19 protein-coding genes and 1 pseudogene are annotated in these 20,502 nt (G+C 62.6%); 12 read left to right on the forward strand and 8 right to left on the reverse strand.

Going from position 1 to position 20,502, the window contains the following annotated elements; translation table 11 throughout:
- The first annotated feature begins 4 nt into the window (after positions 1-4).
- Both IPL75_03755 and IPL75_03760 read left to right on the forward strand, forming a co-directional pair.
- Positions 5-1,432 (forward strand): NADH-quinone oxidoreductase subunit N, encoded by a 1,428-nt coding sequence (locus tag IPL75_03755; protein MBK9239378.1) that lies wholly within the window; start codon positions 5-7, stop codon positions 1,430-1,432.
- A 148-nt stretch (positions 1,433-1,580) separates the two neighbouring features.
- On the forward strand, positions 1,581-3,800 hold the full coding sequence (locus IPL75_03760) for a hypothetical protein (protein ID MBK9239379.1): 2,220 nt from the start codon (positions 1,581-1,583) through the stop codon (positions 3,798-3,800).
- A gap of 8 nt (positions 3,801-3,808) precedes the next feature.
- Here IPL75_03760 and IPL75_03765 read toward each other — a convergent pair whose 3' ends face one another.
- On the reverse strand, positions 3,809-4,006 hold the full coding sequence (locus IPL75_03765; GenBank protein MBK9239380.1) for a hypothetical protein: 198 nt from the start codon (positions 4,004-4,006) through the stop codon (positions 3,809-3,811).
- Between the two features lie 97 nt (positions 4,007-4,103).
- Between IPL75_03765 and IPL75_03770 the strand changes: the two genes are divergently transcribed.
- Positions 4,104-4,607: a hypothetical protein gene (locus IPL75_03770; GenBank protein MBK9239381.1), complete on the forward strand. Its 504-nt coding sequence runs from the start codon at positions 4,104-4,106 to the stop codon at positions 4,605-4,607.
- Here IPL75_03770 and IPL75_03775 read toward each other — a convergent pair whose 3' ends face one another.
- The 5 genes and pseudogenes from IPL75_03775 to IPL75_03795 all read right to left on the reverse strand — a co-directional run bounded on the left by IPL75_03775 (position 4,608) and on the right by IPL75_03795 (position 8,915).
- Positions 4,608-5,402: a class I SAM-dependent methyltransferase gene (locus IPL75_03775; GenBank protein MBK9239382.1), complete on the reverse strand. Its 795-nt coding sequence runs from the start codon at positions 5,400-5,402 to the stop codon at positions 4,608-4,610.
- Complete coding sequence (locus tag IPL75_03780; protein MBK9239383.1) at positions 5,399-5,953, reverse strand: hypothetical protein; 555 nt, start codon at positions 5,951-5,953, stop codon at positions 5,399-5,401. The genes IPL75_03775 and IPL75_03780 overlap by 4 nt, the downstream gene beginning before the upstream one ends.
- Positions 5,954-5,969: 16 nt before the next feature.
- Positions 5,970-7,130 (reverse strand): annotated as a pseudogene (locus IPL75_03785) (hypothetical protein).
- A gap of 218 nt (positions 7,131-7,348) precedes the next feature.
- Complete coding sequence (locus IPL75_03790) at positions 7,349-8,704, reverse strand: hypothetical protein (protein MBK9239384.1); 1,356 nt, start codon at positions 8,702-8,704, stop codon at positions 7,349-7,351.
- Positions 8,667-8,915 (reverse strand): S-adenosylmethionine decarboxylase, encoded by a 249-nt coding sequence (locus tag IPL75_03795; GenBank protein ID MBK9239385.1) that lies wholly within the window; start codon positions 8,913-8,915, stop codon positions 8,667-8,669. The genes IPL75_03790 and IPL75_03795 overlap by 38 nt, the downstream gene beginning before the upstream one ends.
- A gap of 44 nt (positions 8,916-8,959) precedes the next feature.
- Here IPL75_03795 and IPL75_03800 point away from each other — a divergent pair, with 44 nt between their 5' ends.
- Positions 8,960-10,162: a putative Ig domain-containing protein gene (locus IPL75_03800; GenBank protein ID MBK9239386.1), complete on the forward strand. Its 1,203-nt coding sequence runs from the start codon at positions 8,960-8,962 to the stop codon at positions 10,160-10,162.
- 10 nt (positions 10,163-10,172) lie between these two features.
- Here IPL75_03800 and IPL75_03805 read toward each other — a convergent pair whose 3' ends face one another.
- Complete coding sequence (locus IPL75_03805) at positions 10,173-12,314, reverse strand: VWA domain-containing protein (protein ID MBK9239387.1); 2,142 nt, start codon at positions 12,312-12,314, stop codon at positions 10,173-10,175.
- Positions 12,315-12,628: 314 nt separating this feature from the next.
- Between IPL75_03805 and IPL75_03810 the strand changes: the two genes are divergently transcribed.
- The 3 genes from IPL75_03810 to IPL75_03820 all read left to right on the forward strand — a co-directional run bounded on the left by IPL75_03810 (position 12,629) and on the right by IPL75_03820 (position 14,896).
- Entirely contained in the window at positions 12,629-12,967 is a 339-nt protein-coding gene (locus IPL75_03810; protein MBK9239388.1) for a hypothetical protein, read from the forward strand.
- Positions 12,968-13,347: 380 nt separating this feature from the next.
- Positions 13,348-14,535, forward strand: coding sequence for a tyrosine-type recombinase/integrase (locus tag IPL75_03815; GenBank protein ID MBK9239389.1), 1,188 nt, complete (start codon positions 13,348-13,350; stop codon positions 14,533-14,535).
- A gap of 208 nt (positions 14,536-14,743) precedes the next feature.
- Complete coding sequence (locus IPL75_03820) at positions 14,744-14,896, forward strand: hypothetical protein (GenBank protein ID MBK9239390.1); 153 nt, start codon at positions 14,744-14,746, stop codon at positions 14,894-14,896.
- Between the two features lie 941 nt (positions 14,897-15,837).
- Here IPL75_03820 and IPL75_03825 read toward each other — a convergent pair.
- Entirely contained in the window at positions 15,838-16,698 is an 861-nt protein-coding gene (locus IPL75_03825; GenBank protein ID MBK9239391.1) for a hypothetical protein, read from the reverse strand.
- Between the two features lie 39 nt (positions 16,699-16,737).
- Between IPL75_03825 and IPL75_03830 the strand changes: the two genes are divergently transcribed.
- The 5 genes from IPL75_03830 to IPL75_03850 all read left to right on the forward strand — a co-directional run bounded on the left by IPL75_03830 (position 16,738) and on the right by IPL75_03850 (position 20,240).
- The gene (locus IPL75_03830) at positions 16,738-17,787 is read left to right on the forward strand and encodes a DUF262 domain-containing protein (GenBank protein ID MBK9239392.1); all 1,050 of its coding nucleotides are present in this window, start codon (positions 16,738-16,740) and stop codon (positions 17,785-17,787) included.
- A gap of 92 nt (positions 17,788-17,879) precedes the next feature.
- The gene (locus IPL75_03835) at positions 17,880-18,365 is read left to right on the forward strand and encodes a hypothetical protein (GenBank protein ID MBK9239393.1); all 486 of its coding nucleotides are present in this window, start codon (positions 17,880-17,882) and stop codon (positions 18,363-18,365) included.
- 116 nt (positions 18,366-18,481) lie between these two features.
- A complete protein-coding gene (locus IPL75_03840; protein ID MBK9239394.1) occupies positions 18,482-19,393 on the forward strand; it encodes an HNH endonuclease in 912 nt (303 codons plus the stop codon).
- A 213-nt stretch (positions 19,394-19,606) separates the two neighbouring features.
- On the forward strand, positions 19,607-20,035 hold the full coding sequence (locus IPL75_03845; GenBank protein MBK9239395.1) for a hypothetical protein: 429 nt from the start codon (positions 19,607-19,609) through the stop codon (positions 20,033-20,035).
- Positions 20,036-20,078: 43 nt separating this feature from the next.
- A complete protein-coding gene (locus IPL75_03850; protein ID MBK9239396.1) occupies positions 20,079-20,240 on the forward strand; it encodes a DUF3883 domain-containing protein in 162 nt (53 codons plus the stop codon).
- The last annotated feature ends 262 nt before the right edge of the window (positions 20,241-20,502 follow it).

Raw genomic sequence — 20,502 nt, forward strand, 5'->3', positions numbered from 1 at the left:
CGCGATGGATCCTTCCTGGCCCCTCATGATTGAAGGCTGGCTGTTCGCGCTGTTGCTGGTGGTGTTTGTCCTCGGCCTCCTCAGGCGGCAGGCAAACGATGCATTGGCGGGGTGGATCACGCTGGCAGGCCTGGTGGGCATTTCTGTGGCCGCCTGGAATGCGGAGCCCGGTCGGGTGGCGCTTGAAGGCACGTTTGTGCTCGACGAGTTGTCGCTGTTTGGCAAGCGCCTGTTCCTGGTGGCCAGTGTGCTGAGTGTGCTGGCCACGCAGGCGATGACCCACGCGTCGTTCCGGAGGCGCGGCACCGAGTACTACGTGGCGTTCCTCGCGTCGCTGCTGGGGATGCTCGTGCTGGCATCCGCGCGCGACCTGATCGTGTTGTTTGTCGCGTTTGAGTTGATGTCGATTCCGCTGTATTTCCTGACGGGGTTCCTGAAAGGCGACAAGGCCGCGCCTGAAGGCGCGATGAAGTTCTTCCTCGTCGGCAGCATCTCGTCGGCGGTCATTCTGTACGGACTGTCGTTTGTGTATGGCGCGGCCGGCACCACTGATATGTCAGCCATCCCGCCACTGGTGGCGACGGCGAATCCGCTGATGTTGCTCGGGCTCGCGCTGATGCTGGGCGGCCTCGGGTTCAAGATTGCAGCGGTGCCATTCCATATGTGGGTGCCCGACACCTACGAGGCCGCGAACACGCCGTTCGTCGCGTGGATATCCATCGCGCCGAAGACGGCCGGGTTCCTCGCCATCTTCCGCCTCTATGTGGAAGGTGTGGGCGAGGGGGCAGTCCTCTGGGTGCCGATCGTGTCTGTGCTGGCCGGAGTGACCATCGTTGCCGGCAACCTGATGGCCATTCCGCAGTCCAACATCAAGCGGCTGCTCGCGTACTCCGGCGTGGCGCACATCGGATATCTGCTGCTGGGCCTGGCTGCCATGTCGGTGTCGGGCGTGGGGATGGTGCTGTTTTATCTGGTGGCGTACCTCTTCGGCAACATGGGTGCATTTTTCGTGGTGCAGGCCGTGGCGGCGTCGGAGGGCAGCGACGAGATTGAGAAGTACCAGGGTCTGGCGCGCCGGTCGCCGGTGTTGGCGCTGAGCCTGTTGCTCTTCCTGTTGTCGCTGGGCGGCATCCCGTTCATGGCCGGGTTCTGGGCCAAGCTCTTCATCTTCTGGGCCGTGGTGGAGCAGGGGATGTACTGGCTCGCGTTTCTGGGTGCCGTACTCACGGTGGTGGCGCTCTACTACTACCTGGTGGTGGCGCGGCGGATGTACATCGAGGCGCCCACGAACCCTGCGCCCATTCCCGTTCCCGCGGTGCTGATGGTGGCCATCGGCGGATGTGTGGCCGGCATTCTCATCATGGGCGTCTATCCAGAGCCGTGGGTGCGCGCGTTCATGCGCGTGGCGATGACGCTCTTTTCGACCATCTGAATGGTCAGCGCTCGACACAGTTGTCGGTGACGGACGATTTCGGTCGGCCGTCACGGGATTGGTGATCGAAAGAAGTGTGCGTCGCCTGCTGAGCGTTAAGGCACATGTCTTGCAGAGTCTTTGGAGACTCAGAGTAGGAGCCCGCGTTATGAAGGCATCATCGGTCGTCGTTTGTTCCCTTGCCGCTGCAGTGATACTTGCGGCGGTGCCCGATTCGCGGCTCGAAGCACAGGGCCAGAGTGGAGCTCAGGGCCCGCCCGAGTGGGTGGCGGCCCTGCGGCACGACACGTCGAGGCCGTTGCGGGACACCCTGCCGACGCCTTCGGTGAGCACTCGCCAGGATTTCAGGGTGAAGCAGGCTCCGCCGACGCCACAGGCCAACGAGTCCGATCAGGTGGTGCAGCGTTTCCAGACGTCGGCGCTGGCGTCCACGCCAGGCATCGGCTTCGACGGTGTGGGAGAAGGTAATTCACAGTTTGCCTACAACGTGAATTCCGCTCCACCCGATACCACGGGTGAGGCGGGCCTGACGCAGTATGTGCAGTGGGTCAATTCATCCTTCGCCGTGTTCGACAAGGCCACAGGGACCAAGCTGTACGGGCCGGCCGGCGGGAACACCATCTGGGCGGGGTTTGGCGGCGATTGTGAGACGCGGAATGACGGCGACCCGATCGTCCAGTACGATCAGTTGGCGGACCGATGGGTCATGACGCAGTTTTCACTGCGTTCCGGCGGCTACCTGCAGTGTGTGGCGGTGTCGCAGACGTCAGACGCGCTGGGCGCCTGGCATAGATACGCCTTTCCGTATACCCAGTTTCCTGACTATCCGAAGCTCGCGGTGTGGCCAGATGGCTACTACATCACCTTCAACATGTTTGGAGCGACTGGTTCCTCGTTTACCGGCGGGCGCGTGTGCGCCTACGATCGCGCGAAGATGCTGGTCGGCCAGCCCGCCACCCAGATTTGTTACCAGAACACGTCTTACCCATCACCGCTGCCTTCGGATCTGGAAGGGAAGGCGCTGCCGCCTGCCGGCACACCCAACTACGTGTTGAGCAGGGGCGGCAGTACGTCCCTGAACCTGTATCGATTCAAGCCGGACTTCGCGACGCCAGGGAATTCAACGTTTACCGGTCCGACGGTGATCTCCGTCAGTGGGTACACGACGGCCACCACGGGCGTTCCGCAGGCCAATACGAGCCAGAGGCTCGACACACTTGGCGACCGCCTGATGTACCGGCTGAGCTATCGGAATCTCGGAGCCCGCCAGTCTCTCCTGGTGAATCACTCGGTGGCGGTCGGTGTCTCACCAAACATTGTCACCGGCATCCGCTGGTATGAGCTGGACATCACGAACAACGCGCCAAGCGTCCGTCAACAGTCGACTTTTTCTCCAGACACTTTGCACCGCTGGATGGGGAGCATCGCCATGGACCAGGTCGGCAACATCGCACTCGGGTATTCAACGAGCAGTGCGACGACAAGGCCATCAATTATGTTCGCGGGGCGCGAAACCATCGATCCCTTGAACACGCTCAGTGTAGACAATACCCTCAAGGTCGGTGGCGGTTCGCAGACCACGGGACTGTCTCGCTGGGGCGATTACAGCACCATGGCCGTTGACCCGGTGGATGATTGCACATTCTGGTTCACGAGCGAATACCTTCAGACCAACGGTACGTTCAACTGGAGCACGCGCGTAGGGTCATTCAAGTTTTCATCGTGCTCCGGCTCAGGGGAGCCGCCCGCACCGTCGTTTGCGTTGTCAGCCACACCGTCGAGTCGCAGCATTGTTCAGGGCCAGTCCACGACGTTTAACGCCACGGTCACCGGCCTGAACAGCTACATTGGTGGGGGAACGTTCACTGTGACGGGGCTCCCGTCATTCGCCACCGGGACTTTCGTGCCGCCAAGCTACAGCGGTGGGGCAGGCACATCCACGCTCACAGTCACGACGGCGACCAACACGCCGGCGGGCTCCTACCCGTTGACGATCGCGGCGACGGACGCACCCAATGCGCTGGTGCAGTCCACGATCGTCACGCTGACGGTGAGCCCGATTCCGGTGCCCGATTTCACGGTTGCAGCATCGCCTGCCAGCCGCACGGTCAAGCGCGGCAGGTCCACCACATACGGCGTCACCGTGACGCCCTCTGGCGGCTTCAGTGAGACCGTCGCGTTCAGCGTCACGGGATGCCCCTCGGGGTCGTCGTGCGTATTTTCGCCGGGGAACGTGACCGGCGGAGGTACGTCGACACTGACCGTGGTGACGAGCTCATCAACACCCCGCACGACCTACACACTCGGAATCACGGGGGCCAGCATCTCCAGGACGCGCAATGCCACGGTGTCGCTGAAGGTGCAGTAGAGGGTTGCTCAGGACGGCGCGACGCCGCCTTTGTCCTTTTGCCGTCTGGGTTCCTGATCGTAGCCGGCGCCTGGGCCGGTGCGATCGCCCACCTGTTCGTCTGTGGCGCCGATGCGGTCGTCACTTTCCTGACCGATCACCGGCTCGGGCTCTGGTTTCCTGGTTGACGGCTTGATGTCATCGGGAACGGGGGTGTGCTTCGCCATAACCACAGTCTGACGGGTGGGCTCCGCCTGTGATGTCTCGTCTTGCACGGTGGTCATCGCCCGCGAGGTGACAGGATCACAATCAGGAGAACAACTGATGAAGATGATGAAACCTGCCGGTTGGGCGGGCGTGCTTGGCGTGTTTCTCGGCGTGACCGTCCATGGAGGCGTTCAAGACCGATCGGACGTGCCGGACGTGATGACCAAGACCATCACGGAGCAGCTCGACGACGAGATCCCTGGCTGGACCATGGTCAGCGCTCCCGCGTGTGGCCCTGCCGGGCCGGCCAGCGCTGATATTGACTCCGACAAATCACTGGACGTGGCAATGGTCGTGAACACCCCTGGAGGTGAGGCGCGCATCGTTGTGGTGTTGCCGCGCGTGGTCGGCGGGGCAGTGGTGCACGACCTGGGACCATTGGCCGCTGTGTCGGGCGCGACCCACGTGGTGGTGGTGCCATTGGGCACCGCGGTCCGGGACCCAGGTGCGATGTTCGATGACTATCTCTCCGGACCGACGTTTGCAGCGGCGTCCTGTGAGAAGGCTCTGACGGCGTTTCCCTGGGCGGGCACGGGTTTTCGGCAGCGTCCCCTGAGGTAGTCAGCGCGTCTTGGTCACCACCGTTGCCAGCAGATAACCGTGGCGGCGCACGGCGGGCACCCGCGCATCGAGTTGCACGAAGGGCCACACCAGCGCGCCGGTGATCGCCGACAGCGGCCGGCACCACGAGTGGCAGGCAAGGTCCAGCATCCTCAGCCACCCGGGGATGAAGAGGATTGAGGTCTCGGCGACGACGGTGAAACCCGCGCGTTCGAGCATGGTCCGGAGCTTGCGCCGCGAATAGGATTTTTCGTAACCATAGGCATAAAGCCCCAGCCACTGCATGACCGTGGCCAGCGCCGGCCGCAGAAACGGGTCGTGGCGATTCGGCACACCGATGATGGCGCGCCCACCCGGCTTGAGGACGCGGGCCATCTCCGCCACCGCGCGCTCGGTGGCATCGAAGTGTTCGATCGTGCCCATCGAATAGACCGCATCAAAACTATCGTCCTTGAAGGGAATGTCCCGCACATCGCCGGCGACACCTTGCAGGGGCCGGGCGTTAGGCTGGCCCGCGAAGGCGGCGCGTGCCTGCCGGACGGTGGGTTCGGAGATGTCGATGCCGAAGGCACGCGCACCCTGCTGGGCGGCCCACAAGAGAATGCGGGTGTTCTTGGCCTCATCCCACAAGTCGGTTTTGAGAATCGTCAGCCCCTCAAGCGCAGGGAAATGCTCGGTGAAGAGCCGTTCTTCATTTTGCGCGTAGTAGCGCGTGGACGCGGCGCCGCCGAGGTCGGGAAAACCCTTGCCAACTCCTTCCCAGAAGTTCTGGTATTTGCGTGCTCGGGTGGTCATGGCTGTTCACTCCTGACGGTCCAACTCCAGGTGCTCAGCGCAAACGAGAGCGCACGCGTGTCGCCGTTGGTCACAAGGCCGGTCGTCATCGTTGGGCCCTGAGTGGCGTGAAAGGCCACTTGGTGGCTGCCGGAAGGGATGGTCAGCGGACCGATGTCGTAAATGCGCCGAGCGGGCTCCACCTGAAACGAGTACACCGGCCGTCCATCGACGCGCACTTCAAAGGGGCGCTCATGGTGAAACGCCGATAGCTCAAGACTCAGCGTGGCAACAATCGGCCCCGCGCTCCTGTTCACCACTGTCCACGCGGCCTGGGCGCCCATCCATCGCCAGGAGCGATCACCGTCACGCTCACGCGGGAAGAACCCGGTCATTTCGGCTGTGTAAATCGCTGGCACTGCAGCTGTGACCTTGAGCACCAGGCCGTCCTTCAGCCTGGCAGCCACCGCAGTGCCTTCAGGGGCCCGTCCCGAACCGAACGCGGCCGCGTCGTCCGAACCGCGCCGGATCAGGAGATGCGTGAAGCCCTCCGCGGCCAGTTTGTGAGCCACGTGGGATTCTCCGCAGTCACTGAACGGTCCACCGAGGAGCCTGACCCGATGTCCCGTCAGCCAAGGCACCGACGCCGAGGGCAACGAGTAGGGGCACGCAGTCGAGCACCTGCATGGGGCCGGGCTGGTCCATCACCCAGCGATGCGCCGTCGTCGGCATCACGTCGCGCCAAAGAGCAGACGGCCTCACCGCGTACTCCGCCGCCCCGAGGGCCAGCAGCAGCGCACACAGCGCCCTGGCGCCTGCCCATTTGGAGGAGACGAGCACCGTGACGCCAAGGCCGGCCAGCAGCGCCACCATCAGTTGCACGACGCTGCCGAATCGCGCGTATGCGCGGAACATCGGCGCCAGTTCGTACAACCACGCGGATGGTCGAAGCATGGGAAACCCGCCATCACTCTGCTCGGGCGACAGCGAGCACAGCAGCGCGGTGAACGCGACGACGACGAGGACCGGGACCCAGCGCGTGGATTCGATGCGCCGACCCCTGATCAGCCACCAGGCGATGGCGACAAGGCCAAGCGCAACGAAGCCCCATCCCAGGCTGACCTGTTGCTCAAGGAGTCCCTCGCGAACGCCGGCTGCGTGCCAGAAGCGAAAGACGGATTGCGTGAGCAACGGGTGTTCGATGGGAGGGACAAGATAGCTCACCCACTTCGCGCTGTAGTGAGAGAGGTCGGCCTTCGGAAAGGCAAAGGCGCTACGATTCGTCACGACCTCGCCGGCTGTGAAGGACACATACGCCAGGCCCGCTGCGGCGATGGCGGTCAGCGTTCCGGCGGTTATAGCCAGTCGACGCAGCGGTTGCGGGTGGGTGCGCAGGCCAACAAGCCAGTATGCGAGCAGGGCCACCGGTGTGATCACGGCGGCAATGAAACCCGAGTAGAAATTTGAGAGCGTCACGGTTGCCGTTGCTGCGGCGAGCCAGGCGATGGCCCACGGTGTGGGTCGATCCACGCACCGCCACAACGCCAGTAGGTAGAAGGGCAGCCACTGCGTTTGTGCGATGTGCGGATGGTAGGCCGCCTGCGCCAGATGGAAGGGGGAGAAGGCGAAGACCACCGCCGCGACGGCAGCGCCCGCTGGTGCGAGGCAGAGATGGCGCGCCAGCAGGTACGCAAAGGCCGCCGAGAGTGGGAAGGTGAGGAGGACGAGCCAGTTGTAGGCGGCAACCGGGCCCGCGACTCCGAGCGATCAATGCACCTGGAATATCAGTGAGGGGCTGGGCGTAGATGCCATTACCGAGCGGACGCTCGAACTGTGCCATCACGGTGAATGGATCGTGATGCCGGCCGACAATCTCCATGCCGAAGATGCGGTCGGACGGCGCGCGCAGCACCGGCCAGGCCATGACCACGGTGATAACCGTGGCGACAGCGACGATGATTGCAACTTCAGCGACGCGTCTGGACACTGGCGACCACCGCGGCCATCACCAACACCGGACCGGCCACGGCCCAGGCGCGGATTGCCGGCACCCACGTCACCAGGTCTGGTGGCGCGGCCATGACGTGCAGAGCGAAGAGACCGGCGGCGTGGGACACTGCGAGCACCACGAGTCCTCCGAGCGGCCGCCGCCAGTGGACTGTCGTCAGTGCCGCCACCCACAGGGCCAGGTAGAGTCCGATCTGAAAGCCCGGCAGGAACATCAGGGCGCCTTGCGGGCCTTCACTGAGCGCTGCCGATGGGAACGCCACAAGCCGAGTGTAGACCGGCGCCAGCACCAGCACAGAAAGCGTACCGGCCATGATGCCGGCCGCGGCGTATCGGAAGGCGCCGTCGCGCTTGTGGCGCCAATGTGCGGCCACTCCCACGACCACGGCGCCAAGGAGCAACTGATAAAACGCGTGCACCAGGAACTCCGGCGACGCAATGATGGTGGCGGGCACGGCCACGACGAGCAGCCGCAGGATGCCCAGCAGGATAAACAGTGGAATCGCGGCCAGCAGGCCAAGGGTGAGCCGGCGCCAGCTCGGAGCATACGCACACACGGCCGCGATGTAGACAGGGATGAGCGGCGTGGAAATGCACTCGTGTGTGACGAGAAACCCACCGCGGAGCGTCCACAGAACATTCGCTGCGGCGTGAGCGGTGGCGCCCGACGCGCTCAGAATCAGTGCCGCTGATTGGGCGATGAAGCCAGTCAGTGCCGCGGTCGCATCGCTGCTTGTGTAGAGCGGCGAGACGGCCGCAAAGGTCAACAGGAACAGGCCGGTGAGAAGCACAAATGTGCGCGTGGGGTGCGCGACGGCAGGCAGCGTCGTGTGGCGGTCGGCGACTCGCATCCAGATAAATATGTAACCGGCAATCGAAATTGTCAGAAGCGCCGGCCACGCGTGGACGTGCAGCGCCGTGAACCAGGCTGGTGAGCCGGCTGCCCAGCCCAGGGTACCGATTCGCGCTGTATTAAGGATCAGGATGAGGGTGACACCGGCCAACATGCCTGCCAGCCGGGAGCGCCACGCCGCAGGGTAGGCCACGATCGCCGCCAGACACAGTGCCAGAGCATCCGAACCGCTGCAGGCGAGCGTCACCGCCACGGGTGCCGCGGGTGCGCCAAGCAGCCACACCGCGGCGTCGGCCTGCGCGCGCGTCATCGGCAGCAGAATGTGCGTCTCGGTCCATGGCAGACGCAGCAGGGCGAAGAGGCCAAGGCTGGCCGCGATGGCCCGGGCCACAAACCTGCCGGCGTCTGTCGAGCCGACGAACCGTCTAGGCTGAGGCAGCAGCTCGGCGGTGGCCGTCGGCACGCGGGACCTCCTGAATCGACACGCTCGCTGCTCCCAGAGCGCGTGCCATTTCGGCGATGGCCCCACGGCTGTCGAGTCGTGCCGAGCACGAGAAAATGTCGAGATGCGCCGTCCCACTCTCGGGCCATGAGTGCAGCACCGCGTGTGACTCCGCGAGAATCAGCACCGACGTGAGACCGTTGTCGGGAAAATGATGCGATGCGGTTTGCACTATCGTGGCTCCCGCTTTCGTCAGTGCGCTGACGAAAGTGATTGTTGCCGCCGACGCTACCGAACGGGATCGTCGCGGCGGCGTATAACCAGGTGATCACGGGCAGCGGAGGCACCGCGCCGTACGCCTTCGGTGTGTCGAGCGGCGTGCTGCCAGCGGGTACCACGCTGTCCGCCGCCGGCGTCCTGGCCGGAACGCCCACGGCTGCCGCGACCTCGATAGCGACCATCCGCGGCACCGACGCCAACGGCTGTTTCGCCGAGGTGGTGTATACGATCGTCATCGCGCCGGCCGTACCGCCACCGCCTGTGTGTCCGGTGATCACATTGTTGCCGCCGACGCTGCCGAACGGCATCGTCGCGGTGGCGTATAACCAGGCGATCACGGGCAGCGGAGGCACCGCGCCCTACACCTTCGGTGTGACGAGCGGCGTGTTGCCGACGGGCCTGACGCTGACCGGCACCGGCGTGTTGTCGGGCACGCCGACGACTGCGGCCACCTCCACCGTCACGATTCGCGGCACCGACGCCAACGGCTGCTTCGCGGAGGTGGTGTTGACGATCGTGATCGCACCGGCCGTACCGCCGCCGCCCGTGTGTCCGGTGATCACGTTGTCGCCGCCGACGCTACCGAACGGCATCGTCGGGGTGGGGTATAGCCAGACGATTACCGGCAACGGTGGCACCGCGCCGTACACCTTCGGCGTGACGAGCGGTGCGCTGCCGGCGGGACTGACTCTGACTTCGGCGGGCGTGTTGTCGGGGACACCGACGACCGTCGGTACCACGTCCGTGACGATTCGTGGGACGGACGCCAATGGCTGTTTCGCCGAAGTGGTCTACACGATGATCGAGCTACCTGCAGAGGTGCCTCCGTGTCTGGTGCCGATCACATTTGACCCGGCGACGTTTGGCCCGATCACCGCGGGGGTCTTTTTCAGTCAGGCGTTTATTGGCAGCCTGGGGACACCTGCGTATGTGTTTACGGTCGTATCAGGCGCCCTGCCCACGGGCATGACGCTCTCTCCGGCTGGTGTGCTCTCGGGCACTCCCACGTCCGCAGGCGACTACACATTCACCATTGGCGCGACCGATGCCTTGTTGTGCGTGTTTGAGCGCTCGTACACAGCAACGGTTATCGTCGCGGTGCCGACGCTGCCGCAGATCTTCATGGTGCTGCTGGCTGTGGGGCTGATCGGCCTGGGATATGTGCGGCTCCGCCGGAACTCGACGCATCGTCTCGCATAGCGGAAGCCTCTCAGCGGCGCGCTGAGACTTCGAACGATATCGGGGCGATCGCCTCGGCCTTGCCGCCGTTGACCACTTCTACGCCCAGCGAGTAGTGGCCGGGCGCCAGTCCAGTCAGCGGCAGGTCGATTACCGTTCCGTGGACGCTCGTCCCGAGGGCGTTGCCAGACTTCGCCAGGGTGGCCGGGCTGTTGAATACGACGGTTCCATCCGGGCGGCGGACCGTCACGATCACCGCGGCCGGCGGCCCCTGCTTCGGCAGGGGGCCACGGAACGGCACGTAGACAGCTAACCGCTGATCGGCACTGAAACGTCGAGATGCCGTTGGCACCGCGGTGAGCAGGGACTTCATCACCGGATACTCGCCGGTGGTCGGCACGCTGTCACCGTAGACGCCGACGACAATTCCCGCCGGAGCCAGGCGATCCTCCGCAGCAGTCAAATCGAGATCGAGAACGGCGGAGCCCGCGGTTCCACCACCTGACTCGATCGCGCCCACCCGTATCTGGTAACTCTGGTTCGGGAGAGGGATTTCCATGACGTAGCGCAGTCCGTCCGACACCGCGGCGCGCGCGGTCTTTGGGAGTCGGAGCGTGCCGGTTGAAGATCTCCCGGCTCGAATGTTTCCGTCCGAATCAATAGCGACAAACCCCACTTCGATTTCGTTCCGAATGGAGTCGCCCTCCTCAATGAAACGAAAGCCGGACGACTGCAATTCGACAACGACGGAAACAACATGGTCCTGACCGCGGAGCCCGATCGGGGTGCCCACGACTTGCATCCCCAGACCGGAGACTGGCAGGGCACTGACCAGAAGCGCCTGCATCCAGGGGCTCGCGCCTTTGAGATTCAGACCGGCCGGCGGAGCACTCGCTGATGCGGCTGCGGGGCCCACTGGAAAGTAACCCGGCCTCGCGGATACAGACACGCCAGGGCGGCCTACCTGAACAGAGATTTTTCGGTATCGTTCATTGACGGCCGCATTCTTCGGAGAGTATCCAAGGACGTAATAGGTGCTGTTCGCGTCGGCGATCCGATTGAAGCCGCGATCGAAATCCGTGGAATTGACCACGGCAAAGCCGCCAGTCTGGTCTGCGAAGTTCCGCAAGACTCCCTGGCTGCGTTGCACCTCCTGCTGAATGTCCCTGGTCGGCGGAGGAGTCGCGGTGTTACCGGAGCGGCCCGGGCTCGCAGGCGGCCCGGCGGCCCGCATCATGTCGTCTTCGCCAATGCTCGTTCCACGCGGATTTACCGTGTAGAGCGACACATTGCTCTTCCTGGCGGAGTCGTACATGGCCCGCTGCGACAACAAGAGGTCTGCCGCGTAACTCGATGCTTGGCTTGACGCGCTCTGTTGGGCTCCGCCGTTTGCGGCGGTCGTCCCAATCATGTCGGTCATGTCGAGTTCGATGCCTTCCGAAAACAGAATAATCGACCGTCGCCGACCGGGCACCACGCCAAAGCTGTTGGAGATCGTACGAATGCTGTCGAACAAGGTGCGGGCATCGGCGGCCTTGGTCGCGGCCTCGTAGTCGCGCGGAGGGCCGTCATCGGCGGCGCGCATCACCGTTTCGATCTTGTTCAGGGTGGCGGAACGACTCTTCCCGCCAACAAACATATCGACGGCCCGGATCAATCGGGCTTTGTCGCTGGTGAATGATTGATTCCCTGGCCCTCCGACTGTCACCACGGCGACCGCATCGCCCGCTTCAACGTAGGTATTGATGAACTTCTTCGCCTGTTGCTTGACGCTGCCCGTGCGCAGGGGATGGACATGCTGAGCATCAAGGACGATCACATACGACCGTCCGCTTCCAGTCTGATTGCCGGCCACATCAGTTCCCACTGGAGGCGCCGGCGCAGACGCTTGAGCCGCGCTCACCGTGTTGCGGGGCAGTTCGACGAATGAGAAGTGGGTGATGTCCTGTCGAACGCCGTCCTCCTCAAGCGCGAAATCTTCGCGCGTCAGGCCATTGATGGGACGGCCGTTCTTGTCCGAGACGAACGCGACGACTTCGACGAGCGTCGCGCCAGTGCTGAACGCGAAGCGCTGATCCTGCTGAAGGGGACCCGCTGCCGATGTTGCCAGGACGCGAAGCGCCCACAGCGCTGCCAGGGACGCGCACAGGCCAACGGCCTTCGACACTCGCATCACAACCTCCTCTGTCGCGTGAATGGGTCCAAGTGTCTCACAACGCAGATCGGCCGGGGGGGAGGGGAAGCCTCCGCGGGAAATCCGTCGCTGGATGCGGAAAAGGCAGCAGGCTCGGCCGTCGAGCCGCGTCTATCCGGAGACACTGTCGATCATCTTGTCGGCGCATCTCTTGCATCTGACCGGCCCGGAGGGTCTTATGCGACCACGAGCTGCCGGTGTCCTCTTGGTTGGAGCACTTCTCGTTTTCTCGTCCTCGCCTGTCCTGGCAGAGACCGGAAGCGTTCGGGTGATTGTCAACATCGACGGGTTGAGTGATCTCCTTCTTTCCGGCAACACCGCCCAGTGGCACCACCTGCGCAGACAGCCCACCACAGGAAACACTGCTCAACGGCGTCTCCTGGGTGCCGACGGGGCTGTCGGGCTTCTGCAACTGCCTGTCGGACGTGTTCGGAGGTGTCACGCCGGCGATCCTCAAACGGCGACGAACTTCGGGGGTGACCTGGAGCGGACGCGCATCCGTCACACTGGAGCAACTGCCCTCGGCGTTGAACAGTTACCGGCTTCGGGTGCGCTTCGATGATCTGGCCCTGGAGGCGCGGACCTGGACAACGCACTCATCACCTTTGAGTATCCGGCGCCGGTCCCGGTGATGGGCGGGCAGAGCCTGGCTCTTCTCATGGTTCTGCTTCTCGGGCTTGGGGTCGTCGCGCTGCGCAGGCCCGCCGCCTGACGCTACCAAGTCATGGGTGTTTCGCTGGTGTCTTAAAGATGGTGCCGAGGGGCAGAATTGAACTGCCGACACTACGATTTTCAGTCAACGAACGGCGGTTTTTCGTGAAATCGCCTGAACCCCTCTGAACACGATAACCGCCATAGTCCACTGGTATTTACGCGATTCATCGGCTACTCTCCGATTTCAGCGACTTTCGTCGCGGTGTTACCCGGTGTTACCCCAGCCGACACTACGATTGTTTAACGTGGTGTCTGGTCGACCGGCTGTTACCCCGGCAAGTCGCGTTGGAGGGAGACGATGCCCACGGTGAATTTGACGGCGCGTCTGGTGGCCAGCATCAAGCCGAGCAAAGCGCGCACGGAGTACTTCGACAGCGCGATGCCGGGTCTCGCGTTGCGCGTGACGCCAACCGGCGCGAAGTCCTGGACGGTGTTGTATCGGCATCGCGGCCGGCTGCGACGCCTGACACTGGGCAGTGAAAGTGTCGTCACGCTGGCCGCAGCTCGCGATCGTGCGCGTGACGAACTGCATGGCGTGACGAAGGGCGCCGATCCAGCGACGGTGAAGCAGGACGGTCGCAAGGCTGAGACGATCGCCGACCTGGCCGACACCTACATCGAACGGTGGGCAAAGCCACGGAAACGATCATGGAAGGCCGATGACAACCTCCTGCGGAAGAAGATCCTCCCGGCTTGGAAGCAACGGGCGATCAGGGACATCACACGTCAGGACGTGATCCGGTTGGTCGATGGCGTGGCTGAGACCGCGCCTATCGTGGCCAATCGCGTGGCGGCGCTGCTCTCGAAGATGTTTGCGTTCGCGCTCGACCGCGACCTCGTGACGGCGAGTCCGGCGGTTCGGATTCCGCGACCAGGGACGGAGCAAGCGCGCGATCGGGTGTTGACCGAGGACGAACTGCGGGCGCTCTGGAAGGCGTTCAGCGCGCTCGAGCCGCCGATGGCCGCGTTCTACAAGCTGCGCCTGGTGACCGCGCAGCGGGGCGGGGAAGTGGCGTCGATGCGCTGGCGTGACGTGGACCTGGAGTCCGCGTGGTGGACCATTCCCTCGGCCAGCAGCAAGAACAAACTGGCGCACCGCGTGCCTCTTTCTCAGACGGCCCTGGACTTGATCACAGCGCTTCAGCATGACAAATCGAAGCCGGAAGACTTCGTGTTGGAAGGGGCGCGCGGGAAACGGCAACAGGCTGAGGCGGCGGCGATGCTCCCGGTGAAAGACTTTCGCGGCCATGACTTGCGTCGCACAGCGGCGAGCCTGATGGTCGGATCGGGTGTCTCGCGCCTCACCGTGTCGAAGATACTGAATCACGTCGAACGCTCGGTGACGGCCGTTTATGATCGGCACAGTTACGACGCGGAGAAACGCGCAGCGCTCGACGGCTGGGCCCTTTCCCTCGCGAGCATTGGGATTGCCAAGAAGCCGAAGGGTGCGGCCGTAGTGCGGTTCCGGCGCCGGTCGGCCCGATGAAAGAGCAGAATGGACCAACGCCGATGACGAACCCCCAGTGCGTCGTGATTGCCGGCCCGAACGGGGCCCAAGATTGCCACCTGGCGGATCTATGATGGGAGCGGAGTTGGACCGCCGCGTCTCGTGGCGTCTGCATCAGAAGGCGGTCTGACCACCGTGCACGATCCCGCGACGTGGGTAGAGATCGTCAGGGGAGCAAAGGAGCAGGATGACGCCACGTAGCGCAAGCGAAATCGAAGCCGTCATGCGGGACGACAGCGCCGTCAATCAGGCGTTCGTGGCTGCGTATCGACGGACCGTACCAGACATCGTCGCCTTGGTCTTCCCCCCTGGTCGTCTGGAAGGACGGTCAGGTGATTGAGGTATCGGCAGATTCTGTCGAACTACCGCCGAGCCAGCTGAGTTGGCCGCACGTAGGGGCATGACTTTTCGACAAGTTTGATCGTGTTCTAGCCCTGGTCTTTGAATAGGGCTTTTACCTCTGCAAGGTGTCGCTTCGCTTCAGCCTGGAGAAGTGTGTTTTGCATGTATCCAGGGTAGAGCGAAGCCACAAACTGCCACCACGTGGGAGTCGCTGAACTTCGCTCCTGATCCCATCGCCCAAGTAGGCGTAGCAGGCCTCCGGCGCGCCTGTGACGGCGGCGACTTTGGCTCGAGACGGCCTCGTCCGCTTCCTCCAGATCCTCGAAGCTCAGCAAAGCCAGGCCTGCCGTCCGGGATCTCGACTTCTCGGTCGAGACTTCATAATGGAGGAATGAGTCCAGAACCTAGAGATACACCGGGTGCCCGGACGCGGTCGTCGAATGCGATGGCAACTGGATAGAGTCGGTCGACCTCTTCAACTGGAAAACGGCAGCGCAGACACTCCGCCACTCATAATCGCTTCGACGTCTCGGCCGAGCTGACGAATGACCTCTTTGACAAGACGCCCACTAGTGTCCCGGCGCTCGACGAAAGCCTTTACCAGGCCCGGCCGAAGTTGGTCGGGGAAGCCTGAGTTAGCCGCCGCATCAGGAATTCGACTAGTTGTGATTTCGATAACGGCGACACGGCCATCCTTCCACATCAGTGCGTCAATCTCACCTGACGCGAACTGAACCCGGGGCAGGAACTGGCATCCCTGACGCGGCTGCCATCCTCGAAAGAATCTCGATGGAGTAAGCCTCGGCAAAGTAGCCCCAGTCTTGTTGCCACAACTGCGTTTGAGGCGCTTCTGGTGACTTGAGCCACCAAAAGATGTCGCTCGAGAGCTTTTCAGCGAGCAGCTCTGGCATTACGGGGGCGACGATTCCTCCGCTGAACCTAACCAATGGTCGATCCCGGAAGGGCATCCTCGCTTGTCTTCGACGCTCCATCGCTGGTTGCCAGAACTTCGCTTCCAATCTCGAGCGGTCCGGGTGAGAAGGCCTCAAAGATAGTAGGTGTGAGAACGGTGTTGCGTAGCCAGCCGCTCGGGTTAATCAGGATGCGGTTCGGGTCTGCTTCCAGCTCTTCAAATGTGACGGTTCCGGACCAATAAGCCGTGAACAAAGTAAGGATTGTGAGTTGGTCGAATGTCAATCCGATGGCATCGGGAAAACGCGCCAAAAGGTTCTCCGCGCGCGCAGTCAGCGCGGCCGAAGTCTCGGCTGTTGCCAACATCAAGCGAGTTCGGGCCGCAGTAATGTTGACATTGGCAGGTTGGGACAACCAGAGGCGCGGCATCAATCCTGCCGCCACGGTCAGCCACGCATCGACAGAGCTACCCGAGTCTGAAGTTGGCTCGTACCCCCGTACCACGTCCGCGCAGTATCGACTGGCATCGAAGAAGGCTTGAAAGCCCTGCTTCGTGGCCAATGACAGGGGGGCCACTTCCGGGCAGACAGCGAATGCGCGTCGAAGCAATGCTAACTGTTGGGAAGGTTCCAGAAAAACATCGTTTGGACGCATCAACTGTCGGGTCAGGTCACCTGTGTGCAGGCTGGCCTGGTGGGTCTGCGCCAGGTACGACTGATTGACTCGTGTGCCTCCGCGGTCGCTCGACAAGGCATGAAGTATCCAGATGATCCGTGGGATAACTTGGTCCCTCGGCAAGAGGGAAAGGCACGCATCAGCTTCGGCAACGCTGCCCGGCGCGAGCCCAAGTTCGGCACTGCCGATCATGCTAATGACGCGTGGAGGCATTGGGGCTATTCTAGCGGCGCGATTATTCGCAAGGGAATCTTGAGAATCGAGACCGTTCAGCGACCGCTTCGTGAACTCGTCCGGTCGTTCACCACTGGCACGATCCTGCTTCCACAATTCCAACGGGACTACGTGTGGAAGCCAAAGAAGATTCGCAACCTACTCGACTCCCTGTTGCAGGAATACCCGATCGGCGGCTTCTATCTGTGGCGGCCCGCTGGCGCGGCCCTCGACCCCAAGCCCAAACACCTCAATGGTGGTGCTCAACTTCCTCCCGCAGAGTTCTGGGGATATTTGATCGATGGCCAGCAGCGACTCACGAGCCTCGAGGCAGCCTACGCCCTCTATTCCGGCGAAGATAGAAACGGCGTGGAGCTGAGGTGTTACTTGGATCTTGCCGCGACGAACGTCGAGCGCCGCCGCGATACGAAGCTGTTTGTTTCATACGGCGGCCACCGAGCTGTCGCGCGCCGTGTGGACGAGGGGGACCAGACACTCATCCCAGTTTCCAGTTTCTTCGAAAAAATGGATAAGGCTGCCGAGCATGAACAGGATCGCGAGACAGAGGAGCTGCTCAATGCCGGTGGCTGGAGCAAGCGACGAATTCAGGACGGGCTTCAACGCTTGGATCAGGCGAGAAGGATGCTCGATCAGCAGGTCCCTTGCACGACTGTGTATGAGGTGTCAGACGATCAAGCGGTTGAGGTGTTTAGCCGGCTGAACAAGGGAGGGACGCCTCTGAAACAGGGTGATGTCACCGCTGCGGGACTGGCGCGGGGTAAGACTGTCACCGTGCTCAAAGACATGCGGGAGTTTGTCTCCGGTGAGCGACCGCGACGGCTTGGGTTCAGTTTCTCGTTTGCATTTCGTGCTCTTGTGATCTTCCATCGAGGGACAGCCCAGTTCTCGTCGTTGAAGCACGACTGGATGGACGCTCCAGGTTCTGATGGCCGGACGCTGCACCAGTCGTGGAAGTCTGCACAGAAGGCGGTCGACTCCGCACTGGTTTTTGCGGACGAGCGAATGGGCTGGTCGCGGCGGCTCCTCCTTCCTTCTGCTAACGCGCTGATAGTGCTCGCCGCCGCCTAGACAAGTCCGACTTTCAAGTTGGAGTAGACGACGAACAACAGATGAAGAGGTGGCTCTGCCTCACAGCAATTCAGGGCACATTTCAAGGATCTGTGGAGACGACGATTAATCGGTTCGTCAGGGGATTGAAGGAGTCAAAGAGAAACCCGGGAGCGGCTTTGGTCGACGCGCTTTTCAAGGACGAAGCAAGGCGAGTCAGGCCCGATGAACTACTGCAGCCTTCGCCGCTGTGGGGATCGGTTGTTCAAGTTATGCATGCCTGGCTGGTCGGCAGGGCCGCCAAGGATTGGCTGGATGAGGACCGATCGATTGATTCTCTCGCGCGCAATGAAGCGGCCAAGTTCCCTGGAGGTGACTTGACCGCACATCACATTTTCGCTCGTGATGTGTTGGCGAAAGCACAGTTGCCTGCCGAGGCTCTAACCGGCCGGCCAACTTCGCTGCTGAGCCGTTCGACGAATGCCGAGTTTGGAGCAAAGACTCCAGACGAGGTATTGCACCAGCTTGACGCCCGATCAGAGGAAGCGCGCTGGCGTCCAGTTCTTTGGGGAAGCCGCCGGCGATCGGTTGCGCCGTGAGCGGTACGAGGAGTTCTGCGAATGGCGTGCTGCGCGTCTCGCGGAAGCACTGAACGATTTCTTGGGATTCGACTGATCGAAATGAGCGTAACTCCCCAGAAAGCAAGGCCGATGCCATGACCGGCTATATCGCCAACACCGACAGAGGTTGGTTCGACTTCCTCCGGTTGCAACCGCCTCAGGAGGAAGTCAATTTCTGGAGTCCTTCGGCACACAGTGTCTTCAGAGGGCCTGTTGGCAGCCCGTTTTTCTTCAAGCTGAAGTCTCCGGACAACGCGATTGGCGGATACGGCGTCGTGTCGTGGGCTGACCGAATGCCGGAGTGGCTGGCATGGGAGTGCTTTGGCCAGGGCAACGGCGCCCCTAACCTTGTGGCGATGCAGGCGCAGATCGAACGGCTCCGAAAGAGCAGCGACATTCAGGGGCGGGAATCCCTCGACCAGATCGGATGCATCATCCTTTCGCGTCCTGTGTTCTTCCCGCCAGAGCTTTGGATTCCGCAGCCGATCGATTGGAAGAAGAACAACCTGCGCTATGCAGGCTATGACCTGGCGACCGGCGAAGGCGCTCGCGTGTGGCGCGAGTGCCAGTTGCGTGTTGAGGGGTTGACTGCAGTCCTGGAGGCCGACCGGTACGGGCAGCCTGTTCTCATCGCGCCAAGGCTCGGGCAAGGCACTTTTCGCCTTGCAGTCACGAAGGCGTATGGCGGGGCGTGTGCGATGACGGGCGAGCATTCCCTACCAGTGCTGGAGGCGGCTCACATCAAGGCGTACGGGGCCGATGGCGAGCACGAGGTGCGCAACGGCATTCTGCTCCGGTCCGACGTGCACAAACTATTTGACCGCGGATACATGACTGTGACCCCGGAACATCGAGTTGAGGTGAGCCGGCAGTTTAAGGAACACTTCAGTAACGGCAAGTCGTACTATCCGCTGCACGGCGCCGCGGTCGCATTGCCGCAGCGGCAGGTCGATCTGCCAGATGCCGCTTTCCTTCAGTGGCACAACGAGCATGTGTTCCGCGCATGAGGATCGACTGGACGAAAGACGAGGTCGAACTCGTCGTCGCGAGCTACTTCGCAAGTGGGCCGAGGTGCGCGCTGGGCATCCGGTCAACAAGGCGAGTGCTACCGAGCGTTGGCTGCTGTGCTCCCCGGACGAAATCCTGACGCGGTCAGTAGCAAGTGCCAGAACATCAGTGCGACTTTCGCGACTTCGGGTTTTGGTCATTGGTGTCCTGGCTTGAAGCCCTTTGGCCATTACCAAAAACTCCTTGCCCAGGGCGTGCTTGAGTGGCTCGACGCTGACATTCGCTGGCTCGATGAGCTTTCGACTCCTTTGGGAGCAGCGGTGGCGGCGCCGGCTGCTGATGGTGTGTCACTCGACGCAGAAGAAGCTCCGCCCGACGCGCTCGACCCCCTGGTGGCAGCCATCAACGCGCTTTCGACGGATCGCCCACGACGGGTGCTGGATTTCATAGCGCGCGATCAACGTAACCGCGAACTGGGTGAACAAGGCGAGGCGCTCGTCCTCGACAGAGAGCAGCGCCGCCTCCACGACACCGAAGGACGACCGGATCTCGCGCGTCAAGTTGAGTGGGTCGCGAAGACTCAGGCGACTGGCTGGGATACGACATCGGGTCTTTCAATGCGAACGGCAGTGCCCGACTGATCGAGTCAAGACAACAACGTATGGGAAGCAGTCGCCCTTCTTCGTGACGAAAAACGAACTTCGAGTGTCACGAGAGCAAGCGGATCACTACCACCTTTGTCGTGTCTTCGAGTTCTCTCGGACGCCTCGGTTCTATCGGCTGAGTGGCGCGCTGGACGTTGTGTGTCGGCTGGACGCGGAGTTGTTCAAGGCGTGGGTGGGGTAGCCTTGATGGGCGAAACCTCGAGCAGCAGCCACTCCCGGTTCATCACCCGGTCGTCGTCCTAACTCTTTCCGGCCCGCCGGGTTCGGAAGGCTCGGCCGGCAAAGAGGTGATGGGACGTGTCATCAAACCCCATCACCCCTCGAAGGGCCCTTGCCGCCTGAGTCGGTTTGCCTTTCGCTGGTGCCGTCACGTGAGGAACCCTCCACTTCGGCCTTGGGCGTCCTTTCCTATTCTTGAGTTCCGGGTTGCGGACGAACGCAGT

The organism is Acidobacteriota bacterium (assembly GCA_016716905.1).
Taxonomy (GTDB): Bacteria; Acidobacteriota; Vicinamibacteria; order Vicinamibacterales; family SCN-69-37; genus SYFT01.